This window comes from Oryzobacter faecalis (assembly GCF_046764005.1).
GTDB lineage: Bacteria > Actinomycetota > Actinomycetes > Actinomycetales > Dermatophilaceae > Oryzobacter > Oryzobacter faecalis.
This window is the reverse complement of the sequence record NZ_JBKOFW010000001.1, coordinates 280245-304041: the sequence shown is the minus strand read 5'-3', so window position 1 is coordinate 304041 and position 23797 is coordinate 280245. Positions and strand designations below refer to the sequence as shown.

At 73.3% G+C, this 23797-nt stretch carries 21 protein-coding genes; 2 read left to right on the top strand and 19 right to left on the bottom strand.

The window, feature by feature from the left end; genetic code table 11:
* Positions 1-36 precede the first annotated feature (36 nt).
* The 14 genes from ACK8HX_RS01445 to ACK8HX_RS01380 form a co-directional block, all read right to left on the bottom strand.
* Positions 37-513 carry a hypothetical protein gene (locus ACK8HX_RS01445; protein WP_411938862.1) on the bottom strand — a complete coding sequence of 159 codons (477 nt, stop codon included), beginning with the start codon at positions 511-513 and terminating at the stop codon, positions 37-39.
* 139 nt (positions 514-652) lie between these two features.
* Positions 653-895 carry an RNA-binding protein gene (locus ACK8HX_RS01440; RefSeq protein WP_411938861.1) on the bottom strand — a complete coding sequence of 81 codons (243 nt, stop codon included), beginning with the start codon at positions 893-895 and terminating at the stop codon, positions 653-655.
* 2 nt (positions 896-897) lie between these two features.
* Entirely contained in the window at positions 898-1461 is a 564-nt protein-coding gene (gene rpsP / locus ACK8HX_RS01435; protein ID WP_411939332.1) for a 30S ribosomal protein S16, read from the bottom strand.
* Positions 1462-1662: 201 nt separating this feature from the next.
* Positions 1663-2127 (bottom strand): RrF2 family transcriptional regulator, encoded by a 465-nt coding sequence (locus ACK8HX_RS01430; RefSeq protein WP_411938860.1) that lies wholly within the window; start codon positions 2125-2127, stop codon positions 1663-1665.
* A gap of 101 nt (positions 2128-2228) precedes the next feature.
* Positions 2229-3239 carry a sulfate/molybdate ABC transporter ATP-binding protein gene (locus tag ACK8HX_RS01425; protein WP_411938859.1) on the bottom strand — a complete coding sequence of 337 codons (1011 nt, stop codon included), beginning with the start codon at positions 3237-3239 and terminating at the stop codon, positions 2229-2231.
* The gene (cysW, locus tag ACK8HX_RS01420) at positions 3236-4045 is read right to left on the bottom strand and encodes a sulfate ABC transporter permease subunit CysW (RefSeq protein WP_411938858.1); all 810 of its coding nucleotides are present in this window, start codon (positions 4043-4045) and stop codon (positions 3236-3238) included. The genes ACK8HX_RS01425 and cysW overlap by 4 nt, the downstream gene beginning before the upstream one ends.
* Positions 4042-4938: a sulfate ABC transporter permease subunit CysT gene (gene cysT / locus ACK8HX_RS01415; RefSeq protein ID WP_411938857.1), complete on the bottom strand. Its 897-nt coding sequence runs from the start codon at positions 4936-4938 to the stop codon at positions 4042-4044. The genes cysW and cysT overlap by 4 nt, the downstream gene beginning before the upstream one ends.
* Before the next feature lie 10 nt (positions 4939-4948).
* Positions 4949-5986, bottom strand: a complete 1038-nt coding sequence (locus tag ACK8HX_RS01410) for a sulfate ABC transporter substrate-binding protein (RefSeq protein ID WP_411938856.1) — start codon at positions 5984-5986, stop codon at positions 4949-4951.
* Between the two features lie 213 nt (positions 5987-6199).
* Positions 6200-7288 (bottom strand): amidohydrolase family protein, encoded by a 1089-nt coding sequence (locus tag ACK8HX_RS01405; RefSeq protein WP_411938855.1) that lies wholly within the window; start codon positions 7286-7288, stop codon positions 6200-6202.
* A gap of 65 nt (positions 7289-7353) precedes the next feature.
* Positions 7354-8184: an alpha/beta fold hydrolase gene (locus ACK8HX_RS01400; protein WP_411938854.1), complete on the bottom strand. Its 831-nt coding sequence runs from the start codon at positions 8182-8184 to the stop codon at positions 7354-7356.
* Positions 8181-9806: a signal recognition particle protein gene (ffh, locus tag ACK8HX_RS01395; protein WP_411938853.1), complete on the bottom strand. Its 1626-nt coding sequence runs from the start codon at positions 9804-9806 to the stop codon at positions 8181-8183. Before ffh ends, ACK8HX_RS01400 begins: the two co-directional genes overlap by 4 nt.
* Positions 9807-9944: 138 nt before the next feature.
* A complete protein-coding gene (locus ACK8HX_RS01390) occupies positions 9945-12338 on the bottom strand; it encodes a [protein-PII] uridylyltransferase (RefSeq protein ID WP_411938852.1) in 2394 nt (797 codons plus the stop codon).
* Complete coding sequence (locus ACK8HX_RS01385) at positions 12301-12639, bottom strand: P-II family nitrogen regulator (RefSeq protein WP_411938851.1); 339 nt, start codon at positions 12637-12639, stop codon at positions 12301-12303. The genes ACK8HX_RS01390 and ACK8HX_RS01385 overlap by 38 nt, the downstream gene beginning before the upstream one ends.
* Positions 12636-14051 carry an ammonium transporter gene (locus ACK8HX_RS01380; protein ID WP_411938850.1) on the bottom strand — a complete coding sequence of 472 codons (1416 nt, stop codon included), beginning with the start codon at positions 14049-14051 and terminating at the stop codon, positions 12636-12638. Before ACK8HX_RS01380 ends, ACK8HX_RS01385 begins: the two co-directional genes overlap by 4 nt.
* A 158-nt stretch (positions 14052-14209) precedes the next feature.
* Here ACK8HX_RS01380 and ACK8HX_RS01375 point away from each other — a divergent pair, with 158 nt between their 5' ends.
* Positions 14210-14626: a thiol-disulfide oxidoreductase DCC family protein gene (locus ACK8HX_RS01375; protein WP_411938849.1), complete on the top strand. Its 417-nt coding sequence runs from the start codon at positions 14210-14212 to the stop codon at positions 14624-14626.
* Positions 14627-14749: 123 nt separating this feature from the next.
* On the opposite strand, the gene ftsY is transcribed toward ACK8HX_RS01375, so the two are convergent.
* The 4 genes from ftsY to ACK8HX_RS01355 form a co-directional block, all read right to left on the bottom strand.
* The gene (gene ftsY / locus ACK8HX_RS01370) at positions 14750-15946 is read right to left on the bottom strand and encodes a signal recognition particle-docking protein FtsY (protein ID WP_411938848.1); all 1197 of its coding nucleotides are present in this window, start codon (positions 15944-15946) and stop codon (positions 14750-14752) included.
* Positions 15947-16033: 87 nt separating this feature from the next.
* On the bottom strand, positions 16034-17029 hold the full coding sequence (locus ACK8HX_RS01365) for a hypothetical protein (protein WP_411938847.1): 996 nt from the start codon (positions 17027-17029) through the stop codon (positions 16034-16036).
* A gap of 113 nt (positions 17030-17142) precedes the next feature.
* Complete coding sequence (locus ACK8HX_RS01360) at positions 17143-19095, bottom strand: M13 family metallopeptidase (RefSeq protein WP_411938846.1); 1953 nt, start codon at positions 19093-19095, stop codon at positions 17143-17145.
* A 79-nt stretch (positions 19096-19174) separates the two neighbouring features.
* Complete coding sequence (locus ACK8HX_RS01355; protein WP_411938845.1) at positions 19175-19423, bottom strand: hypothetical protein; 249 nt, start codon at positions 19421-19423, stop codon at positions 19175-19177.
* A gap of 72 nt (positions 19424-19495) precedes the next feature.
* Here ACK8HX_RS01355 and lepB point away from each other — a divergent pair, with 72 nt between their 5' ends.
* On the top strand, positions 19496-20212 hold the full coding sequence (gene lepB / locus ACK8HX_RS01350) for a signal peptidase I (protein ID WP_411938844.1): 717 nt from the start codon (positions 19496-19498) through the stop codon (positions 20210-20212).
* 3 nt (positions 20213-20215) lie between these two features.
* Here lepB and smc read toward each other — a convergent pair whose 3' ends face one another.
* A complete protein-coding gene (gene smc, locus ACK8HX_RS01345) occupies positions 20216-23785 on the bottom strand; it encodes a chromosome segregation protein SMC (RefSeq protein WP_411938843.1) in 3570 nt (1189 codons plus the stop codon).
* Positions 23786-23797: the final 12 nt, after the last annotated feature.

The following is a 23797-nucleotide window of genomic DNA, read 5'->3' as shown; positions in this document are numbered from 1 at the left end:
CGGGACGGTCGTCACCGTCCCGGCCGAGGGCCTCTCTCAGGTGGTCAGGCGTCCGACGAGGACGTCGATGATGCCGATGGCCTCCTCGCAGGGCGCCGGCACGTAGGTGCCGACGAGCGTGCCGCGACCGGACAGCGTCGAGTACGCGCCCGTGCCGCCCACGACCTCCCACACTCCGCGGTCGGTCGCGTCGCACGGGCGGTACCAGGCGTGGATCCGCAGCGTGAACGTCCCCGAACCGTCGTCGCACGTGAAGAGCTTGTCGAGACGGAACGCCAGGGTCCTCGGCCGCTCGGTCACGTCGACGCCGTCGGGCTCGGCCGTGGTACCGCTCGGGCAGAGGCCGGCGCCGACCGCCGTGAACGTGCCCGTCTCGCCGAGGACGGCCTCGGCGCGGATCGAGACCGCGTCCGGCGGTGCGCTCTGGGCGGGCAGCGCCGTCGCGAGGACCACGGCGAAGGCGGAGAGCACGGGTGCGGCGACGCGGCGCCACCGCGGAGTCAGTCTGGCCATGGTGGCCTCCTCCTGTCCGGGCCGGCCCGTCGGGTGGGTCGACCGTCGGTAGGAGCGTCCCGAGGGCCGCTCAACGTCCGCTCAACGACGACGGCGGGCCGCCCGTGTGGGGCGACCCGCCGTTCGCGGTCGGACCGGGTCAGCGGACCCGGTCGGTGTCGACGATGTCGATGCGCACCTGGCGACCGCCGGCGAGCGCACCCATGACGGTGCGCAACGCGCTGGCGGTGCGGCCCGAGCGGCCGATGACGCGGCCGAGGTCGTCGGGGTGCACGCGCACCTCGAGGACCTCACCGCGCCGCAGGTCCTTGCGGCGGACCTGCACCTCGTCCTTGTGGTCGACGATGCCGGTGACGAGGTGCTCGAGGGCCTCCTCGAGCACGGTCAGGCCTTCTCGTCAGCCGGAGCCTCGGGGGCCTCGGCCTCGGCGGGCGCCTCGGTCGCCTCGGCGGCCGGGGCCTCCACGGCAGCGGCCTCGGCGGCCGGGGCCTCCACGGCAGCGGCCTCGGCGGCCGGGGCCTCGGCGGCCTCCTCGGCCGGGGCGGCCTTCTTGGCGGTGCGCTTCCTGGCGGTGGTGGCGCCCGAGGTGTCCTCGGCGGTGCTCTTGCCGGCGGCGGCGACAGCGGCCTCGTAGAGCGACTTCTTGGAGGGCTTGGCCTCCTTGACCTTCAGGGTGCCCTCGGCGCCCGGCTCGCCCTTGTACTTCTGCCAGTCACCGGTGATCTTCAGCAGGGCGGCGACGGCCTCGGTCGGCTGCGCGCCGTTGCCGAGCCAGTACTGCGCCCGCTCGCTGTCGATCTGGATGAGCGAGGGCTCCTCGGTGGGGTGGTACTTGCCGATCTCCTCGATGGCCCGGCCATCGCGCTTCGTGCGCGAGTCCATGACGACGACGCGGTAGAACGGTGCACGGATCTTGCCCATGCGCTTCAGACGGATCTTGACGGCCACGGTGGTGGTCACTCCCTGGTTCTCGTGGTGAGCGCGGCGAGACCGCGCACGGATCGCGCGGGGTGCCGGATGCTCGGTGTAGGCGTCCGGTCCGGGGGCCGCGTGAGCAGCCCGTCCGGACGGGTACAGCCGTCCATTCTGCCAGACCCGCGCCGGTGCCCCTGACCACGGCGCCGGAGGACGGCCCCACCGGGCCCGCGGTCAGCGGCTGTGCCAGGCGTCGGGGGCGGCCGCGGCCTCGGCGACCCGGGCCGGCAGCCGGCCGGTGAGGACGTCCTCGAGCGAGGTGCCGTCGAGCACCTCGCGCAGGGTGGCCCGCACGGCGACCCAGACGGTCGGCAGGTGCTCGGCGTCCCCGGCGTAGGCGACCTCGTGCGGCCGGACCCCGCGCACCTCGGCGAGCGGGCCGTCGACGGCGCGGAAGACGTCGCCGATGCCGATGTCCCGGGCCGGCCGCGAGAGCGAGTAGCCACCGCGGGACCCGCGGGTGCTCTTCACGAGGCCTGCCGCCCGCAGGTCGGCGGCGATCGCCTCGAGGTACTTGCGCGGCAGCTCCTGTCGCTGGGCGAGGACCTCGACGCTCACCGGGCCGCGCTCGTCGCGCTGCGCGGCGGCGAGGATGAGCATCGCCCGCACGGCGTAGTCGGTGCGCGCCGTGATGTCCACGCCGATCAGTGTGGCGCAGCACCGGCCGTGGTCGGCGGTTCGAGGTGAAACCCGACCGGGACCGAGGTCGGGTTCCACCTCGAACCGGCGCCGGGACGGCCTCAGATGGCGAGGGCGGGCTCGACCTCCGCGGCGTCGGCGGGACGCGAGGAGCGCGCGAAGACGGTCTCGCCCGCCTCGAACTGCTGCCGGTCGGCCTCGGCGCGCGTCACCTGGGCGGCGAACCGCTCGCCGCTGTCGGCGCGCAGCTCGACGCGCACCTCGAACCCGAGGCGGACGACCCGCTCGATGCTCGCGTGGACGACACCCGGCGACCCCGCGACCCGGGCATCGGCCTCGAAGGCGGCCGTCCGGTCCCGCTCGAGGACGATGTCGTGCGGCCGGACCAGCTGCCCCCCGAGCCGGGCCACCGACCCGAGGAAGGACATGACGAAGTCGTTGGCCGGCCTCTCGTACAGCGACACGGGGTCGCCGACCTGCTCGATGCGGCCGTGGTTGAGCACGGCGATCCGGTCGGCGACGTCGAGCGCCTCCTCCTGGTCGTGGGTGACGAGGACGGTCGTCACGTGGACCTCGTCGTGGAGGCGGCGCAGCCAGCGGCGCAGGTCGGCCCGGACTTTCGCGTCGAGCGCACCGAACGGCTCGTCGAGCAGCAGCACCTGCGGGTCCACCGCGAGCGCGCGGGCGAGCGCCATCCGCTGCCGCTGCCCACCCGACAGCTGTGAGGGGTAGCGGTGCTGGAAGCCGTCGAGCCCGACGATCTCGAGCAGGTCGTCGACCTTCTTCCTCACCTCCGCCTTGGGCCGCTTGCGGATCGTCAGGCCGAAGGCGACGTTGTCGCGCACCGTCATGTGCTTGAACGCGGCGTAGTGCTGGAAGACGAACCCGATGCCGCGCTTCTGCGGGGGCTGGTTCGTCACGTCGGTGCCGGCGATCGAGATGACGCCGCCGTCGAGCCCCTCGAGGCCGGCGATCGAGCGCAGCAGCGTCGACTTGCCGGAGCCCGAGGGGCCGAGCAGCGCGGTGAGCGACCCCGACGGGATCTCGATGCTGACGTCGTCGAGGGCGACGAAGTCTCCGTAGGTCTTGCGGGCTCCGGTCACGGTGATCATCGGGTGCTCCTCTTGCGGTCGAGCAGGGTCATGAACAGCAGCGTCGCGAGGGCCAGCCCCATGAGGAGGGTGGCCGCGGCGTACGCGCCGTAGGTGTTGTGGTCGTCGATGTAGCGCGAGTGGACGAGGAGGGTCAGCGTCTGCGAGACGCCGGGGAAGCCCGAGCTGACCATGATGACCGCGCCGAACTCGCCGAGCGCTCGGGCGACGGTGAGGACGACGCCGTAGGTCAGGCCCCACCGGATCGCCGGGAGGGTGATCCGCCAGAACGTCTGCCAGGCCGAGGCGCCGAGGGTCGAGGCCGCCTGTTCCTGCTCGGTGCCGATCTCGTGGAGCACCGGTTCGACCTCGCGGACGACGAACGGCAGGGTGACGAAGATCGTCGCGATGACCATCCCGGGCAGGCCGAAGATCACCTTGACCCCGGTGGTCTCCTGGAGCCCGCCGAACCAGCCCGTGACGCCCCACAGCATGATGAGCGAGACGCCGACGACGATGGGCGATACCGCGAACGGCAGGTCGACGACCGCCTGGACGACACCCCGGAACGGCACCCTCCACCGCGCCAGCGCGATGGCCGTGACGACGCCGAAGACGACGTTGAGCGGCACGACGACCGCGACGATGAGCAGCGAGAGGTTGAGCGCGGAGATGGCGGCCGGCGTCTGCACCGACTCGACGAACGCGCCGATCCCGGGCTCGAAGGTCCGCCAGAGGATGACGGCGATCGGCACCGCAAGCAGGCCGACGAGGTAGAGCAGTGCGACCGACCGCAGCGCGATCGTCGTGGTGCGCGACGTCCTCATGAGCTGTTCGCCTCCTTGCGCTGGCTCCAGCCCGACCAGATCCGCAGCGCGAACAGGGTGAGGAAGGAGACCGCGAGCAGCGCGACCGACACCGCGGCGGCGTTGACCGGGCGGTCGATCTCGATCTGCTGCTGGATGTACTGCGACACGACCTGGGTCTCGCGCGGGATGTTGCCGCCGATGAGGACGACCGAGCCGTACTCCCCCACCGCGCGGGCGAACGCCAGCCCGGTCCCGCCGATGATGGCCGGGGCCAGGGTGGGGAGGACGATGCGCCGGAACGTCGTGCGGTTGCTCGCGCCGAGGGAGGCCGCGGCCTCCTCGACCTCCCGGTCGAGCTCGATGAGCACCGGCTGCACCGACCGCACGACGAACGGGAGCGTCACGAAGGCGAGCGCGACGAACAGCGCCCACCGGGTGGCGTTGAGGTGGACGCCGACGGGGCTGTTCGGGCCGTACAGCGAGAGCAGGACGATGCTCGCCACGATCGTCGGGAGGGCGAAGGGCAGGTCGATGAGCGCGTTGACGACGCGCTTCCCGGGGAACTCGTCGCGCACGAGGACCCACGCGATGAGCGTCCCCATGACGGCGTTGACGAGCGCGACCGCTGCGCTGACGAGGAGGGTGACCTCCAGCGCGGCGAGGGCGACGGGTGCGGTGACGGCCTCCCAGAACCCGCCGAACCCCTCCTCGAAGGAGCGGACGGTGAGGGCGGCCAGGGGCAGCAGCACGATGACGCTGAGCCAGAGCCCGACGACACCCAGGCCGAGGGACCGGCTGGGCGTGGCCGTGGGCCGGCGCCCCTCCCTGGTGGGAGGGGCGCCGGCCGACGGCTCCGACGGCGGTGCGGGTTCGGTGGACGAGTCCCCGCGGGGAAGGGTCGTCGCGGTCATGACTCCTCGATCACTGGGTGGCGGCGTCGTAGATCTTGGCGATCGAGCCGACGTCCTTCTTGAACAGCGAGCCGTCGACCGTCTTCCAGCCACCGAGGGCGTCGATGGTCCAGAGCTTCTCCGGCTCGGGGAAGTCGTTCGCGAACTCCTTGGCGACGGTGGCGTCCACCGGGCGGAAGCCGGCCTCGGCCCAGAGCCTCTGCGCCTCCGGCGTGTAGAGGAAGTCGTTGAACGCCTTGGCCTTCTCGGCGTTCCTGCCCTTGCTGACGACGGCCGCGGGGTTCTCGATCTTGAACGTCTGGGGCGGGGTCACGTGCTCGACCGGGTCGCCCTTGCGCTCGATGAACAGGGCCTCGTTCTCGTAGGACAGCAGGACGTCGCCGCTCCCCTGCAGGAAGGCCTCGGTCGCCTCGCGGCCAGACTTCGGCTGGATCTTGACGTGGTCACCGACGAGCTTGGTGATGTAGTCGAGGCCGGCCTTCTCGTCCTGGCCGCCGTTGCTCTTGGCCGCGTACGGGGCGAGGAGGTTCCACTTGGCCGAGCCCGAGGAGAACGGGTTCGGGGTGACGACCTCGACGCCGGGCTGGAGCAGGTCGTCCCAGTCCTTGATGCCCTTGGGGTTGCCCTTGCGGACGACGATCGTCACGACCGAGCCGAACGGAAGTCCCTTGTGCTCGTTGGCGTTCCAGCTCGCGTCGACGAGGCCGGCGTCGACGAGGCGCGTGACGTCGGGCTCGACGGAGAAGTTGACGAAGTCGGCCTCGGCCCCGGCGGCCACCTTGCGGCTCTGGTCACCCGAGGCGCCGTAGGACTGCTGGAACTCCACGCCCTTGCCGGCCTCGGTGGCCTGGAACGCGGGGATCAGCTTGTCGAAGCCGACCTTCGGGACGGCGTACGCGTAGAGGTTGACCGTGCTCGTGGCGGCCTCGCCGCCCGCCGGCGAGGCGTCGGCCCCGGCGACGTCGCTGGCCCCTCCGCCGGCACAGGCGGACATCACCATCGACGCGCTGACGGCGACGGCGGCGAGGGCGATGCGGTTCCTGCTCATCCTGGGTGCTCCTGGTGGTGTGGCCCGAGTGGGGCGTGGCGCCGGAGGTGGCGCATTTCCTATCCGATGAGGAGGAGTTTTGGGGAGGCTCACGTTATGGGTCAAATAACCGTCGCTTATGTCTCGCGATGTGGGCAGGCGCCCTCGTCCCGCCTCGTGTGCTCAGGTGGTCGCCGGAGCGGCCACCTCGGCACACGACTCCGGACGGGAGGGTCAGCCGCGGACGACGGCTCCGCGCAGGACGACGACGACCGGGTGCGCCAGGACGCCGACGTCCTCCCGGGGGTCGGCCGCGTAGACGACGAGGTCGGCCTCCTCGCCCTCCTCGATGCCGGGGCGGCCGAGCCAGGTGCGAGCGCCCCACGTGGCGGCGTCGAGCGCCTCGAGCGCCGAGAACCCGCACCGGGTCAGCCGCTCGACCTCCTGCCCGACGAGCCCGTGCGGGAGCGAGCCACCGGCATCGGTCCCGACGTAGACGCGGATGCCGGCGTCTCGCGCGGCGGCGATCGTCTCGTAGCGTCGCGCGTGGAGGTCGAGCATGTGCCGGTGGTACTCGGGGAACTTCTCGCGGGCCGGCTCGGCGATCCTCGGGAAGGTGTCGATGTTGACGAGGGTCGGGACGACGGCGATGTCGTTGTCCGAGAACGCCTCGAGCGTCTCGGGCACGAGCCCGCAGGCGTGCTCGACGCAGTCGGTCCCGGCGGCGGCGAGGTCGACGAGCGACTGCTCGCCGAAGCAGTGCGCCGTGACCCGCGCGCCCTCCTCGTGAGCGGCCGCCACGGCCTCGGCGAGGACGTCGGCCGGCCAGCACGGGCTGAGGTCGCCGGTGTCGCGGTCGATCCAGTCACCGACGAGCTTGACCCACCCGTCGCCGGCGCGCGCCTCGGTCCGGACCCGCTCGACGAGACCGTCGGGCTCGACCTCCCAGGCGTAGTTGCGGATGTAACGGCGGGTGCGCGCGATGTGGCGCCCGGCCCGGATGATGCGCGGCAGGTCGGCCCGGTCGTCCACCCAGCGGGTGTCGGCGGGCGACCCGGCGTCACGGACGAGGAGGGCGCCCGCGTCGCGGTCGGTCGTGGCCTGCGCCTCGGCGGTGGCGTCGTCGACCGCGCCGTGCGAGTCGAGCCCCACGTGGCAGTGGGCGTCGACGAGGCCGGGGAGCACCCAGCCCTCGACCGTCGTGACCTCGTGGTCACCGGCCGGCCGGTCGTAGGTGATGCGCCCGCCCAGCACCCACGCCTCGGCGCGCTCCTCCTCGCGACCGACGAGGACCGGACCGGTGAGGTGCAGCACCTGAGCCATGGCCTCGACCCTAACCGCGCCCGACACTGCGAGCACGGCCCGCGCGGGCGCGTCGACCCTCGGGGTCAGCCCGACCGGACGGAGCGCACGACGCGGCGGACCGTCTCGGTGACGACCGCCGGGGAGTCGGTGTGCACCCAGTGGCCGGCGCCGTTGACGGTCACGAGGCGGGTCCGGGGGAACAGGTCCCGCATCCTCGTCACGTCGTCGTCCTTGACGTAGCCCGACTCGGAACCGACGAGCCACACGACGGGCCCCTCCCACGGGTCGGCCTGCAACACAGGGAAGTCCGCGATGTTGGAGTCACGACCGCGCTCGGCGTCAGCGGCGATGAGGTCGAGGTTGGCCTGCCACGACCACGCGGTGCCCGCGCGGCGGAGGTTCTGCAGCAGGAACGACTTGACACCGGGGTCCGGCTCGTCGAACCGCGCCTCGGCGTCGGCGCGGCTCGTCAGCTCGGCCAGCGGCAGCGCGCGCATCTCGTCGATGTAGCCGCGGAAGCGGTCCAGGTCGCCGTAGTCCTTCGGGGCGATGTCGACGACGACGAGGCTTGCGACCAGCTCGGGGTGGGTGAGTGCGAGGACCATCGAGACCTTGCCGCCCAGGCTGTGCCCGACGACGACCCACCGCTCCCCCGGCGCGGCGGCCTCGAGCGCCTCGGCGACACGGTCGGCGTAGGACTCGTACGAGAACACCTCGCTCCACGGGGAGCGCCCGTGGTCGGGGAGGTCGACGAGGAGGCAGCGCGCGCCGGTGCCGTCGGGGCCGGAGACCGCCTTGGCGACCTGCGTCCAGTTGCGCCCCTGCCCGAACAGGCCGTGGAGGAAGGCGACGCGCGGGCCCTCGGTGCCGACGCTCGTCGTGTGGAGGGCGCCGCGCCCGGCCTCTGCCGTCACTTCCCCAGGAACCTCTCGAAGCCCTTCGGGAGCTGCGCGGGGTCGATCGACGACGGGTCGAAGCCACCGGGCGAGGCCGGGCCGTCGCCGCTGCCCCCGAAGGCGCCGCCCGACGCAGCCGGCTTCGGACCGCCCTGTGCCGCAGCCCTCTCCTCGGCCGCACGCTTCGCGGGGTTGCCGGACTTCGACTTCTTCCGCTGCGGCTGCTGCTGCCGGCCGCGCTTGCCCGGGCCGCCCCCGCCGCCGGGCATCCCCGGCATCCCCGGCAGGCCCCCGCCGCGGGCCAGCTGCTTCATCATCTTCTGCGCCTCGCCGAACCGCTCGAGGAGCTGGTTCACCTCGGACGTCGTGACCCCCGAGCCCTTGGCGATGCGCGAGCGGCGCGAGCCGTTGATCTGCTTGGGGTGGTTGCGCTCGAACGGGGTCATCGAGCGGACCATGGCCTCGACGCGGTCGAACTCGCGCTCGTCGAAGGCGTCGATCTGGGCCTTCATCTGGCCCATGCCGGGCATCATCCCGAGGATCGACTTCAGCGAGCCCATCTTCTTGATGGCCGCCATCTGCTGGAGGAAGTCGTCGAAGGTGAAGTCCTCGGCCGCGAGGAACTTGCGCTCCATCTCCGCGGCCTGCGACCGGTCGAACGCCTTCTCGGCCTGCTCGATGAGGGTGAGGACGTCGCCCATGTCGAGGATGCGCGACGCCATCCGGTCGGGGTGGAAGACCTCGAAGTCCTTGAGAGCCTCACCGGTGGAGGCGTACATGATCGGGCGGCCCGTGACCGACGCGACCGACAGGGCGGCGCCACCACGGGCGTCGCCGTCGAGCTTGGAGAGGACGACGCCGGTGAGGTCGACGCCCTCGAGGAAGGCCTCGGCGGTCTCGACGGCGGCCTGGCCGATCATCGCGTCGATGACGAACAGCACCTCGTCGGGCTGGACCGCGGCGCGGATGTCGGCGGCCTGCTGCATGAGGTCGGCGTCGACCGCGAGGCGGCCCGCCGTGTCGACGATGACGACGTCGTGCTGCCGTGCACGGGCCTCGGCGACACCGGCGCGCGACACCGAGACGGGGTCGCCGAAGCTCCGGGTGCCCTCCGTCCCGCCGCTGACGGCGTCGTGGCCGCCGACGTTGCCGCGCTCGGGCGCGAACACGGGGACGCCCGCCCGCTCGCCGACGACCTCGAGCTGGGTCACCGCGTTGGGTCGCTGGAGGTCGGCGGCGACGAGGAGGGGGGTGTGCCCCTGCGCCTTGAGGTGCAGCGCGAGCTTGCCGGCGAAGGTCGTCTTGCCCGAGCCCTGCAGGCCCGCGAGCATGATGACGGTCGGGGGCTGCTTGGCGAACCGGATCGTGCGCGTCTCGCCGCCGAGGATGGCGACGAGCTCGTCGTTGACGATCTTGACGACCTGCTGCGCCGGGTTGAGCGCCTCGCTGACCTCGGCCCCGAGCGCGCGCTCCCGGACCCGGTGCGTGAACTCCTTGACGACCGGCAGGGCGACGTCGGCGTCGAGGAGGGCCAACCGGATGTCGCGGACCGTCTTGTTGACGTCGGACTCCGAGAGCCGCCCCTTGGTGCGGAGGTTCTTGAAGGTCGCGGTCAGGCGGTCGGACAGGCTCGTGAACACCGCAGAAGCCTAACGTCTGGAGGTCGGTGGCCCGGACGGCCGCCCGAACGGGGCCGAGGCACCTGAACCTTCGGCGAGACACCCCGAAGGTTCAGGTGTCTCGCCGAAGGTTCCGGCATCAGGCGGGAAAGCCGGGACTCAGGAGGGGGCGATGCCGTCACAGGTGTCGATGACGAGGCTGACCGCCTGCGCCACGCGGGCCGGTGGCAGCGGCAGGTCGTCGGCGCCGGTGAGGTAGAAGGTGTCGAGCGTCTGCCCCGCGTAGGTGGCGATGTGGGCCGAACGCACCGAGATCCCCGCCCCGGCGAGCGCGGCCCCGAGCTCGTGAAGCAGTCCCGGCCGGTCCTGGGCCCGCACCTCGAGCACCGTGGAGTCGACCGAGGCGCCGGGCACGACGAGCGCCCGTGCCTGTCCGGGCGCCCCGAGGCCGCTCTCCCCCGACGGCCGCGGCAGGTGGGCGCGGCGCCGGTCGAGTGTCGACAGCGGCGCCCGGTCCCCTCGGGCCAGGCGCGCCAGGCCCCGCTCGATCCGCTCGGGGTCTGGCACCGCCCCGCTCGGGGACTCGACGTGCCACTCGTTGACCGCGATGCCGTCGACGGTGCGCAGGATGGCCGTCCGCACCGTGTGGCCCTCCGCGGCGAGCAGCCCGGCGGTGTCCGCGAACAGCCCCACGCGGTCGAGGTCGGTGATGTCGAGGCGGTGGGAGCCGCCGTTGTCGATGACGCGCACGAGGGGGTCGCCGCCACGCACGCGGACGGCGACCTCCTCCGCCAGCGACCCGAGCCCCTCGCTCCCCCCGCCGCCACCGGCCACCGACGTCGTCGCGCCGTCGAGGCGGTCGCGCACCGCCACGGCGAGCTGGTCGAGCAGCGTGGCACGCCAGTCGGTCCACGCGAGGGGCCCGGCCGCCGAGGCGTCGGCCTCGGTGAGGGCGAGGAGCAGCTCGAAGACCTCCCGGTCACCACCCACGGCCGCGACGGCGGCGTCGACGGTGGCGGGGTCCTGGTGGTCCCGGCGGGTCGCGAGCTCGATGAGCGTGAGGTGCTCGCGGACGAGCGTGACGAGGACGTCGACGTCCTCGGGCGCGAACCCCCACCGGGTCGCGACGGTCCGCGCGGTCGCGGCGCCGGTGACCGAGTGGTCGTGGGCACCGCGCACCTTGCCGATGTCGTGGAGCAGCGAGCCGACGAGCAGCAGGTCCGGGCGCGAGGTCCTCCGCACGAGCCCTGCCGCACGGACGACCGTCTCGACGAGGTGCCGGTCGACGGTGTGCCGGTGCACGGCGTTGCGCTGGGGCCGCGAGCGCACCTCGGACCACTCGGGCAGCCACTGGTCGACGACGCCGACCTGGTCCAGCCCCTCCCACACCGTGACGAGCCCGGGCCCGGACGCGAGGAGGTCACCGAGCAGGTCGCGGGTCGCCGGGGGCCACGGCTCGGCGGGCGCCGGCGCGGAGCGGGCGAGGTTGTCGAGGGTGGCCGGGGAGATCGGCAGCCCGGCGCGGGCGGCGACGACGCCGGCGCGGAGCGGCATCGTGGGGTCGGCCTCCGCCAGGCGGGAGGACCCGAGGACGACCTCGCCGTCGCTGGCGAACAGGCCGTGGCCGAGCGGCGTCATCTGCGGACGGCGCGGGCCGACCCGCAGGGTGCGCGCCCGCTGGGACTGCCCCGCGCGGCGCAGGGTGCCGTCGAGGGCGTACGCGATGGTCCGGCCCGCGGAGGAGACGGCGGTCAGCAGGTCGTCGGCGTCGGTGTGGCCGAGCAGGGCCGCCACGGCGTCGTGGTCCTCGCGCCCGAGCCGGTCGCGGCCGCGTCCGGTGACGACGTGGACGGCGTCGCGGACGTCGAGGAGCAGCGAGTGGGCCGTGTCGACCCCGCCGTGCGGGCGATCGGCGAGCCAGGCCTCCGCGAGCGCGGCGAGGAGGGTCATGTCGCGCAGGCCGCCGTGGGCCTCCTTGAGCTCGGGCTCGAGGGACTGCGCGACGTCGCCCTGCCGGGCGTGCCGGGCCGCGACGACCTCGACGAGCTGCGGCAGGCGCTTGCGGGCGTTGCCCCGCCAGTCGTGGGCGACGGTGGAGCGGGCCGCGGCGACGAGCTCGGCGTCACCGGCGAGCGGGGCGAGATCCAGCAGGCCGACGGCCGCGATGAGGTCGCCGGCCGCGACCTGGCGGCACTGGCTCACGGTGCGGACGCTGTGGTCGAGGCGCACCCCGGCGTCCCAGATGGGGTACCAGATGCGGTCGGCGAGCGCCGTCAGCTCCTTCGCGGGGAGCGAGCGCTCCGAGTGCAGGAGGACGAGGTCGTAGTCGGAGAGGGGTCCGGCGTCGGCGCGGCCGAGGCTGCCGACGGCGGCGAGGGCGACCCCCTCGAGGCGCGTCCCCCCGGTGGCCGACCGCCAGACCTCGGCGAGCCAGTCCCGGTTGAACGCGGAGAGGGCCTCCCGGCGAGGTCGAGCCGCCTGGAGCCGATCTCGCTCGAGGAGGTCGTCATCGGCTTCAGATCGCCTCGACGCCGCGCTCTCCGGTGCGGACACGAGCGACGTCCTCGACGGGGACGACCCAGATCTTGCCGTCGCCGATGCGACCGGTCTGGGCGGCCTTGAGGATGACGTCGACGACCGAGGCGGCGTCCATGTCGTCGACGAGGACCTCGAGGCGGGACTTCGGGACGAAGTCGACGGTGTACTCCGCACCGCGGTAGACCTCGCTGTGGCCGCGCTGGCGACCGTAGCCGTGGGCCTCGCTGATGGTCATGCCCTGGATGCCGAAGGCCTCGAGGGCCTCCTTCACCTCGTCGAGCTGGTGCGGCTTGATGATGGCGGTGACGAGCTTCATGAGGTGGCTCCTTCGAGGTCCTTGGAGGAGGTCTCGTCGTGGTGGCGGGCGTCGTGCTGGGTCCCGAAGCCTGTGGCCCCGACCCGACCGCCGCGCGCGACGAGGTCGTACGCGGACTCGGCGTGCTCGGCCTGGTCGATGCCGGCGACCTCGACGTCCTCGGGGACCCGCCAGCCCATCGTGGCCTTGAGGGCCAGGGCGATGACGAGCGTGACGACGCCGGAGACGACGAGCGAGGCGAGCGCGACGAGGACCTGGACGACGGTCTGGTCGACACCGAAACCGTAGAACAGACCGCTGCTCGTGGACAGCAGGCCCGCACCGATGGTGCCCCAGAGGCCGGCGACGAGGTGGACACCGACGACGTCGAGGGAGTCGTCGTAGCCGAGGCGGTACTTCAGGCCGACGGCGAGGGCCGAGAGCGCACCGGCGATCGCGCCGAGGATGATCGAGCCGACGGGGCTGAGAGCGCCACACGCCGGGGTGATCGCGACGAGACCGGCGACGACACCGGACGCGGCGCCGACGCTCGTGGCGTGGCCGTCACGGAACTTCTCCACGACGAGCCAGCCCAGGGCGGCCGCACACGTCGCGACCGTGGTGTTGACCCACACGAGGGCGGCCGTCTCGTCGGCGGCGAGCTCGGAGCCCGCGTTGAACCCGAACCAGCCCATCCAGAGCAGGCCCGCGCCGATCATCGTGAGCGGCACGTTGTGCGGGCGCATCGCGACCTTGCCGAAGCCGAGCCGCGTCCCGACGACGAGCGCGAGGACCAGACCGGCGATACCGGCGTTGATGTGGACGACCGTGCCACCGGCGAAGTCGATCGGCGCGATGTTGGCCGCACCGTCGGTCGTGCCGTAGACGAGGGCCGACAGGCTGCTCTCCGCACCGGAGAGCAGACCGCCACCCCAGACCATGTGGGCGATCGGGAAGTACGCGAAGGTGACCCAGAGGGCCGAGAAGACCATCCAGGTGGAGAACTTGACGCGGTCGGCCACGGCGCCGCTGATGAGGGCGACGGTGATGACGGCGAAGGTCAGCTGGAAGCCGACGAACGCGAGCTCGGGGATGTTGCCGTAGCCCTCGTAGCCGAAGGGGTTGACGATCGTGTCGGTGCCGGCGAGGCCGAACTTCTCGAACGGGTTGGCGATGATGCCCGCCACGTTCTCGGAGCCGAAGCTCATCGAGTAGCCGTAGAGGACGTAGATGATCCCGACGACGCCCATGGCGCCGTAGGACATCATCATCATGTTGAGGACCGACTTGGCCCGGGTCATGCCGCCGTAGAAGAGGGCGAGCCCGGGGGTCGTCATGAGGAGGACGAAGGAGGCGCAGAGGAGGACGAACGCGGTGGATGCGTAGTCGACGGTCTCTGCTGCCTCCGCCAGGGGCATCAGTGCTGTGCTCATGGCGTCCACGGTGGACTCGGCGGGTTTCACGACCTGCCGTGTCGTGTTTCGGGGATGTTGCAGAGCGGCGCGGGGTGTCAACATCGGGTTTCCGCCTCCCGCCGGTCCCGGATGGTGAGACCAGCGGTCCGCCACGTGGCGCGTGCGAGGATCGGGACGTGAGCCCCGAGCCCCTCCGGCGGACCCTGCCCGTCCTCGTCTTCGACGGCGACTGCGCCTTCTGCTCGACGAGCGCCCGGTTCGCCACCAGCCGGCTGCGTCGCTCCCCCGCCGACTTCGCCGTCGAGCCGTGGCAGCTCATCGACCTCGGCCCCCTCGGGCTCACCGAGGTGCAGTGCGCCGAGGCCCTCCAGTGGGTCGACACCGCGGGGCGCGCCTGGTCGGGGCACCAGGCCGTCGGGAGGACGCTGCTCGCCTCGCGATGGTGGGCCCGGCCGGCCGGGGCGCTGCTCCTCGCGCCGGGTGTCGGGCTCGTCGCCGCACCGCTCTACCGGTGGGTGTCGCGCAACCGCCACCGCCTCCCCGGCGGCTCCCCCGCCTGCGCCCTGCCGGCGCCGCCTCCTCCAGCCGCGTGACACCACTCTCGAGCGCGACCTACCGCCTGGTCGGTGTCGTGATCACAGCACTGACCAGGCGGTAGGTCGCGGTTTCGGGCGGGGTCCGCGGGGCGCCGGGTGGGGGTCCGGCGGCGGGGAGGGTCAGTCGAGGATGGCGTCGACGAAGGCCTCGGGGTCGAAGGGCGCCAGGTCGTCAGGACCCTCACCGAGGCCGACGAGCTTGACCGGGACGCCCAGCTCGCGCTGGACGGCGACGACGATGCCGCCCTTGGCCGTGCCGTCGAGCTTGGTGAGGACGATGCCGGTGATGCCGACGACCTCGCCGAACACCTGCGCCTGGCGCATGCCGTTCTGGCCGGTGGTGGCGTCGAGGACGAGGAGCACCTCGTCGACCGGGCTCTGCTTCTCGATGACCCGCTTGACCTTGCCGAGCTCGTCCATGAGGCCGGTCTTGTTCTGGAGGCGTCCGGCGGTGTCGACGAGCACGACGTCGGCCTCGAGCTCGGCGGCGGCCTTGACCGCGTCGAACGCGACGGCGGCGGGGTCGGCGCCCTCGCGGTCGGAGCGGACGGTGGGGACACCGACGCGCTCCCCCCACGTGGCGAGCTGGTCGGCGGCGGCGGCCCGGAAGGTGTCGGCCGCCCCGAGCACGACGTCCTTGTCCTCGGCGACGAGGACGCGGGCGAGCTTGCCGACCGTCGTCGTCTTCCCAGTGCCGTTGACGCCGACGACGAGGATGCAGGCAGGGCGGCCGTCGACGCGCTCGGAGACGAGCGTGCGGTCCATCGAGGGGTCGACGAGGGCGAGCAGCTCCTCGCGCAGCCAGCCGCGCACGGTCGCCTCGTCGGTCGAGCCCTCGGCGGCGACGCGCACGCGCAGGGCGTCGACGAGCTGGGTCGTCGCGGCGACGCCGAGGTCGGCGGCGAGGAGGGTGTCCTCGACCTCCTCCCAGGCGGCCTCGTCGAGCGTGCCGCCGGCGAGCAGGGCGAGCAGGCCCTTGCCGAGCGCCGAGTTCGACCGGGCGAGCCGCGCACGCAGGCGCCGGAGGCGGCCGGCCGGCTCCGCGGGTCGCTCGAGGGTCGGGGTCGGCACGACCTCCGGCTCGAGGTCCTCCTCGACCTCGAGGTCCTCGGGCGACTCGATGGTGCCGATGGCGCCCTCGAGCGGCTCGTCGACGTCGACGGCGCGTCCGCCGGGGGTCGGACGGTGGTCGACGGGCGGCAGGTCCTTCGTCGCCCCCCCGCGGCCCCGCATCAGGCCGAGGGCGATGCCCCCGACGATGACGACGATGCCGACGGCGACGGCGAGGTACTCCCAGAAGGTGTCGATGGCGCTCACCCGCTCATCCTGTCAACGACGCGGCCGTGGCCCAAACGCGAGCGCGAGGACCCGGTGCGTGACCGGGCCCTCGCGACGCGCCGTGGCTCAGGGGACGAGCGCGGTGAGGTCGCTCACGTTCGCCCAGTGCGCGTGGTCGATCTCGTTGTCGGGGTTCAGCCCCTCGAGGTAGGTGTTCGCCTTGCTCTCGTAGATGACGTAGAAGCGGGAGGCCGCGTCGTTGGCGTTCCAGATGACGACGTCCTCGGCCATCGTCGGGGCCCGGAAACAGGTGAGCGGGCGGTTCTCCAGCTGCTCGCCGTAGCCGCGTTCGACGACGTAGATGTTGCTGCGGTTGAACTGCCCGTACGACGTCGAGAAGATGAAGTGGCCCGACGTCGCCGCCATGCCCTGGGCCTTCATCGGGACCTGGACGCGCGAGCCCGCGGCTCCCAGGCTCCCGTCGGCGTTGACCGGACGGCGGTGCATCCAGCTGCGGCTGTCCTCGTCGAAGTTGCCGACCCACACGGCGCCGTCGTCCGCAGCGACCCAGGAGGCCCAGCCGTCATCGGTCTTGCGGTCGTACGTGAGGTAGCCACCGTCACGGATGGCGTCCTTGACCCGGGAGAGGGCGTAGGAGCGGACCTCGTTGGTGTTCGCGACGTGGAGGTAGCCGCCGGCGACGGCGAGACCCCCGGCCTTGCCCTCCAGGATGCGGAACGAGCCCCTGACGGTCCCCTCCCCCGCCACGACGGCGTAGATGACGCTGTCACCGTCCGGTGACTTGTCGTGGTCGTCGTCGTCGTAGGCCGACACGAGGAAGAGGTCCTGGCCCGTGCCGTTCCAGTTGTTGAGGACGGTGAGGCCCTGAGGGACCCCGTTGCCGTCGTAGAGCGCCTGCGGGATGCGGAAGCCCTTGTTGAAGTTCTGGTCGTACCGGACGCTGGCCGACGGCCCGTCGTACCAGGGCGATGTCGAGGACCGCGTGTCGTAGCAGTCGATGGCGCCCGCCGACTGGACGGCGACCCCCATCGGGCCGAGCGTGGCGGCCGCCGCGACGGCCCCCGTCGCGGCGGCAGCACGCATCCATCTGGGCATGGTCATGTGGTTCCTCCCCTCGCCGGACACCGGGCGGGTCCCGGGCCGGTGTGGGGGTGACGCTAGCGAACCCCGGGTCGCCCCGCGCGGGACACGCGGCGCCGTCGTCGCCCCCGCCGTCAGAAGATGCGGACGCGCTCCTCCGGGGCGACCCACATCCCGTCGCCGTCGGCCACCCCGAAGGCCTCGTGGAACTCCTCGAGGTTGCGGGCAGCGTTGGCGCGCAGGTCCATCGGCGCGTGCGGGTCGACGACGAGGAGGCGCTCGGCCTCCTCGCGGCGGGCCGTGCCACGCCACACCTGGGCCCAGCCGAGGAAGAAGCGCTGGTCGCCGGTGAGGTCGTCGATGACCGGGGCGGCGTCCTCGCCGAGGGAGATCCGGTACGCGCGGTGGCCGATGGTCAGCCCGCCGAGGTCGCCGATGTTCTCACCGACGGTCAGCGCGCCGTTGACCTTCAGGCCGGGGGCGTCCCGCGTCTCGAGCTCCGAGAACTGGGCGATGAGCGCGTCGGCGAGCGCCTGGAAGGCTGCCCGGTCCTCGTCGGTCCACCAGTTGCGCAGCGTGCCCGACCCGTCGAACTGCGAGCCCTGGTCGTCGAACCCGTGCCCGACCTCGTGGCCGATGACCGCGCCGATGCCGCCGTAGTTGACCGCGTCGTCGGCGTCGACGTCGAAGAAGGGCGGCTGGAGGATGGCAGCGGGGAAGACGATCTCGTTGAGCCCGGGGTTGTAGTAGGCGTTGACGGTCTGCGGCGTCATGAACCACTCGTCGCGGTCGACCTCGCTGCCGAGCTTGGCGAGGTTGCGGTCGACCTCGAAGGCCACGGCGCGCCGGACGTTGCCGAGCAGGTCACCCGGCTCGACCTCGAGGGAGGTGTAGTCGCGCCAGCGTTCGGGGTAGCCGATCTTGGGGGTGAACGACCCGAGCTTGGTGAGGGCCTCGCGGCGGGTGTCGTCGCCCATCCACGGGACGACCGACAGGCTCTGCCGGAACGCCTCGACGAGGTTGTCGACGAGCTGGACCATCCGCTCCTTGGCGTGCGGGGGGAAGTGCCGCTCGACGTAGAGCTGCCCGACCGCCTCGCCGAGCGCCTCCTCGACGAGCGACACCCCGCGCTTCCAGCGGTCGCGGATCTCGGGGACGCCGGAGAGCGTGCGCCCGTAGAAGTCGAAGTTCTCCGCCACGAAGGCGCCGGAGAGGTACGGCGCGTGGGAGTGGACGACGTGCCAGGCGAGCCAGTCGCGCCAGGCCTCCACCGGCTCGTCGTCGAGGGCGGCCGCGACGGACCGGACGTGGTCGGGCTGGCGGACGACGACGGCGTCGAACGCGCCGTCGGGCGCGCCCATCCCCTCGAGGTAGCGGGCCCAGTCGACACCCGGCGCGAGCTCGTCGAGACCGGCGCGGTCGACGAGCGTGTAGGTCCTGACCGGGTCGCGGTTGGTGACCTTGTCCCAGTGCCCGGCCGCGATGCGTGTCTCGAGCGCCATGACGCGTGCGGCGGCACCGGCGGGGTCGTCCCAGCCGGCGAGCGCGAGCATCCGCTCGACGTGGCCGACGTACGCCTCGCGCTTCGCGGCGTGCTGGTCCTCGCGGTAGTACGACTCGTCGGGCAGGCCCAGTCCGGCCTGCTCGAGGTAGACGACGTAGCGGTCGGGGTCGCGGTCGTCGGTGTTGACGAAGGGGATGACGAACCCTCCGACCCCTGCGCGGCCGAACCGGCCGGTGGCGGCCACGACGTCGGCAGGCCCCTCGACGGACCGGGCGAGGGCGAGGTCGTCGGCGAGCGGGGCGGCACCGAGGGCCTCGACGGCCTCCTCGTCCATGAACGCGGCGTAGAGGTCGCCGACCTTCGCGGCGACCGTTCCCGGCTGGGGCGACCCGGCGGCGACGTCCTCGATGATGGCGCGCACGTGGGCCTCGGCCGTCTCCCGCAGCGCGTCGAAGGTGCCGTAGCGGCCCCGGTCCGCGGGGATGGGGGTCGTGGCGACCCAGCGCCCGTTCATGTGGCCGAAGAGGTCGTCCTGCGGCCGGACGTCGGGGTCGACGCCGGTGTGGTCGATGCCGGAGTTCACGCGGTCTCCTGGTGGGGGTCGGGCGGGTCCGGCCCATCGAACCACACGCCCCTGACGGCCCCGGGGCCGCGGACGCGACTCAGCCGCGGGCGCCCACGGGCTCGTCGAGCACGGGGTCGGGACGGCCGTCCGGGGCGGCCGGTGCGTCGGTGGGACCCTCGCCGGAGCGGCCGAGGACGTCGGCGCGGTCGCGCAGCGAGAGGACGACCTCCTCGCCGCGTTCGGTGAGGACGTCGCGCCCCTCGCGCCGGGCGGGGACGGCGACGAGCGCCATGACGGCCACCGCGAGCCCCACGCAGAACAGCATCCCCAGCACGACCGCGACCATGCCGACAGTCTCCCCGAGCGGCACGCGGCCCACCAAATCGACACTGTCCCGAGCGCCACCTAGGATCACGGCGTGACGACCGCGCCCGCCGCGTCGGACGGGGCGACGACGCGACCCCGTCGACGCCTCCCCCTCCTCACCGAGGTCGTCATCGCCGTCGTCGCCGTCGCCCTCGTCCAGGCGTTCCTCGTCAAGCCGTTCGGTGTCCCGTCCCGCTCGATGGAGAACACCCTCCACGTCGGCGACCGCATCCTCGTCAACCGCCTCGACACCTCCGTGGCGCGAGGCGACGTCGTCGTCTTCGGCCACGGCGAGACCTGGCAGGACCGCTCGCTCCCCGCCCCGTCGAACCCGCTCGTGCGGGCGCTGCGCTGGATGGGTGACCTCACCGGCATCGGCCCCAGCAGCACCGCCTACACGGTCAAGCGCGTCATCGGCCTCCCCGGCGAGCGCGTCGCGTGCTGCTCGGAGGACGGCAAGGTCACCGTCGACGCCGAGGTCCTCGACGAGCCCTACGTCTTCGAGGACCTCCCCTTCACCGACGACACCCAGGACTGCTCGAGCACGCCCCGCTCGACCCGCTGCTTCCCGGAGATCACCGTGCCCGAGGACATGCTCCTCGTCCTCGGTGACCACCGGTCGCAGTCGGCCGACTCGGTCATCGGCTGCCGCGGGGCGAGCGACGGGCCCGAGTGCGCCCGGCTCGTGCCGGTGTCCCGGGTCGTCGGCCCGGTCGTCCTGCGGTTCTGGCCGGTCGCCGGCGTCGGTGGGCTCCCCCACCAGCCCTGAGCGTCAGGCCGTCGCGGCGACGTCGCGGATGCGCTGGCTGACGACCGTCGTGACGCCGTCGCCGCGCATCGAGACGCCGTAGAGCGCGTCGGCCACCTCCATGGTCCGCTTCTGGTGCGTGATGACGATGAGCTGGCTGGAGTCGCGCAGCTCCTCGAAGAGGGTGATGAGGCGGCCGAGGTTGGTGTCGTCGAGGGCGGCCTCGACCTCGTCCATGATGTAGAACGGGCTGGGCCGTGCCTTGAAGATCGCCACGAGCAGCGCCACCGCGACGAGCGAGCGCTCGCCGCCGGAGAGCAGCGAGAGCCGCTTGACCTTCTTGCCCGGGGGGCGCGCCTCGACCTCGATGCCGGTGGTGAGCATGTTCGACGGGTCGGTGAGGACGAGCCGGCCCTCGCCGCCGGGGAAGAGCCGCGCGAAGACCCGCTCGAACTGGGCCTCGGTGTCGTGGAAGGCCTCGGTGAAGACCTGCTCGACCCGCTCGTCGACCTCCTTGACGATGTCGAGCAGGTCGCGCTTGGACCGCTTGAGGTCCTCGAGCTGGGTCGTGAGGAAGGTGTGGCGCTCCTCGAGGGCCGCGAACTCCTCGAGGGCCAGCGGGTTGACCCGGCCCAGGGCCTGGAGCCCGCGCTCGGCGCGGCGCAGCCGCTTCTCCTGCTCCTCGCGCACGTAGGCACCGGGCTCCGGTGACTCGTCGGGGTCCTCCCCCGGGCCGGCGATGTGCGGCACCGGCCGGTGCGGGCCGAACTCCTCGACGAGGACCTCGGGGTCGATGCCGAGCTCCTCGACGGCCTTGGCCTGGAGGGCCTCGATGCGTGCGACCTGCCGCGCCCGCGCCATCTCGTCGCGGTGCGCGGTGTCGGTGAGGTCGCGCAGCTCGTCCTGGGCCGTCGTCAGCTCCTGGCGCAGCGCGGCCGCCTCCTGGTCGCGGCGGTGGCGCGCGGCCTCGGCGGCGTCGCGGGCGGTCGTCGCGAGGGCGAGCGCCGCGGCGACCCGTCCCACGGCGTACTCGGCGGCCGCGCGGACGGCCTCGGCGACGGTGGCCTCGCGGCGGCGCCGCTCCCGGCGCTCGCGCAGCCGCTCGCGCGCGGCCAGCTCGTTGCGCGCGGCGCCCTCGAGCGAGTCGGCGCGTCCCTTGAGGGCACGGGCCCGCTCCTCGCGGGTACGGAGGGTGAGGCGCAGCTCGGTCTCCGCGGTGCGGGCCCGGCTCGCGGCGAGCTCGAGGCGGTCGCGCTCGTCGTGGCTCGGCTCCTCGGCCTCCTCGGCGGGCGCTGCCTGGGCCTCGGCGAGGCGGGCCTCCAGGGCCTCGAGCTCGGTGCGGTCGGTCTCGAGGGTGGCCCGGGCGTCGGCGATGGTGCGCTCGGTGCGGTCCGCCTCCGCGCTCGCGGTGCGCACCGTGGCACCGAGGCTCCCCAGCCTCTCGGCGACGGCGGCCATCCGGGCGTCGGACTCGTGGAGCGCGTCGAGCGCGGCGTCGACCTCGCGGCTCGCGGCGCCGGCCTCCTCACGGGCAGCGCCCAGCGCGAACCGGACCCGCTCGGAGCGCGCCGTGGCGGCCTCGATGGTGGAGCGCGTCTCGTCGACGGCGGCCTGGATCTCGAGGAGGCTCTCGCCCTGGCTGCTGCCGCCCCGGGCCCAGCCGGGGCCGAAGACGTCGCCGTCGGCGGTGACCGCGGTGACGCCCTCGCGCCGCGCGACGAGCGCGACGGCGTGGGCGGCGGTGGGGACGAGGGCGACGCGGTCGAGGAGCTGCTCGACCGCCGGCCGGACGTCCGCGGCGGCGGTGACGACGTCGCGGGCCCAGACGGCTCCGGCGTCGAGGGCGGGCCAGGTGCCGGGGTCGCTCGGGGTCGCGGTGTCGCCCACGAGGAGGGCCGCCCGCCCACCGTCGTCGGTGCGCAGGCTCTCGATGGCGCGTGCGGCGTGGTCGGCCGAGGGGACGGCGAGGGCCTCGGACGCCCAGCCGAGGGCCGCGGCGACGGCGGCCTCGTGGCCGCCCGTGACGTGGAGGAGGGAGGCGACCGTGCCGGCGACGCCGTGGTCGTCAGCAGCGGCGAGGAGGGTGGCCGCACCGTCCTTGCGTCGCAGGCTGAGCTCGAGGGCCTCGAGCCGGGCGATCGCCGACGAGCGCTCGCGCTCGGCCTCGCGCTCCTCGGCGACGAGTCGCTCGACCTCGGTCTCGGCGGCTGCGAGGCGGGTGGCGGCGGACTCGTGGACGGCGTCGAGCCCCTCCTCGCCCTCCTCCTCGACCGCGACGCTGCCCTCGAGCCGGCTGAAGTCCTGCTCGGCCTCGGCGGCCCGGGCACGGGCGGCCGCGACGAGCTCCTGCAGGCGCCCGATCTCGGCCTCGCCGGCCTCGATACGGCTGCGCCGGGCCCCGACCTGGCCGGCGAGCCTCGCGAGCCCCTCGCGGCGGTCGGCGGCGGCGCGAGCGAGGCGCGAGAGCCGCGCCTGCTCGGCCGCGAAGGCCTGCTCGGCCTCCTCGCGGGCGGCGACGGCCTGCGCGAGCTCGTCGGCGGCCTGGGCGACCTCGGCGAGCAGGGCCGCCTCGGCCTCGCGAGCCCTCTCGGCCTGGGCGCGCAGCTCGTCGGGGTCGCGCCCGCTCGTCGTCTCGTGCTCCTCGTCCTGGGACAGCAGGCGGACCCGCTCGGCGGCGACCGATCCCGTCGACTCCATCCGGTCGCGCAGGCTCTGCAGCCGCACGAACCGCTCCTGGGCGCGACCGAGCTCGGGGGCGGCCTCGGCCGCGCGGCGCTCGACGTCGGACACGCGCCGGCGGACGTCGGCGAGGGCGTCCTCGACCGCCGTGCGGCGCTCGATGAGGGCCGTCTCGTCGGCGACCTCCTGCTCGAGGACGGCCGTCAGCTGGACGAGGTCGTCGGCGAGGAGCCGGAGCCGGGAGTCGCGCGCCTCGGCCTGGATGACGGCGGCCCGGCGGGCGGCCTCGGCCTGGCGGCCCAGCGGCCCGAGCTGGCGGCGGATCTCGCCGGTGAGGTCGTGGACCCGGGTGAGGTTGGCCTCCATCGTCTCGAGCTTGCGGAGGGCCTTCTCCTTGCGGCGGCGGTGCTTGAGGACGCCGGCCGCCTCCTCGATGAAGCCGCGGCGCTCCTCGGGGGTCGCGCGCAGGACGGTGTCGAGCTGGCCCTGGCCGACGATGACGTGCATCTCGCGCCCGAGGCCGGAGTCGGACAGGAGCTCCTGGACGTCGAGGAGGCGGCAGGACGTGCCGTTGATGGCGTACTCGGAGCCGCCGCCGCGGAACATCGTCCGGGTGATCGTCACCTCGGTGTAGTCGATGGGGAGGGCGCCGTCGGTGTTGTCGATGGTGAGGCTGACCTCGGCGCGGCCCAGCGGCGGACGGCCCGCCGTGCCGGCGAAGATGACGTCCTCCATCTTGCCGCCGCGCAGGGACTTCGCCCCCTGCTCCCCCATGACCCAGGCGAGGGCGTCGACGACGTTGGACTTGCCGGAGCCGTTGGGCCCGACGACGCAGGTGATCCCGGGCTCGAGGCGCATCGTCGTCGCCGAGGCGAAGGACTTGAACCCCTTGAGGGTCAGCGTCTTGAGGTACATGCGTCGGTCGTC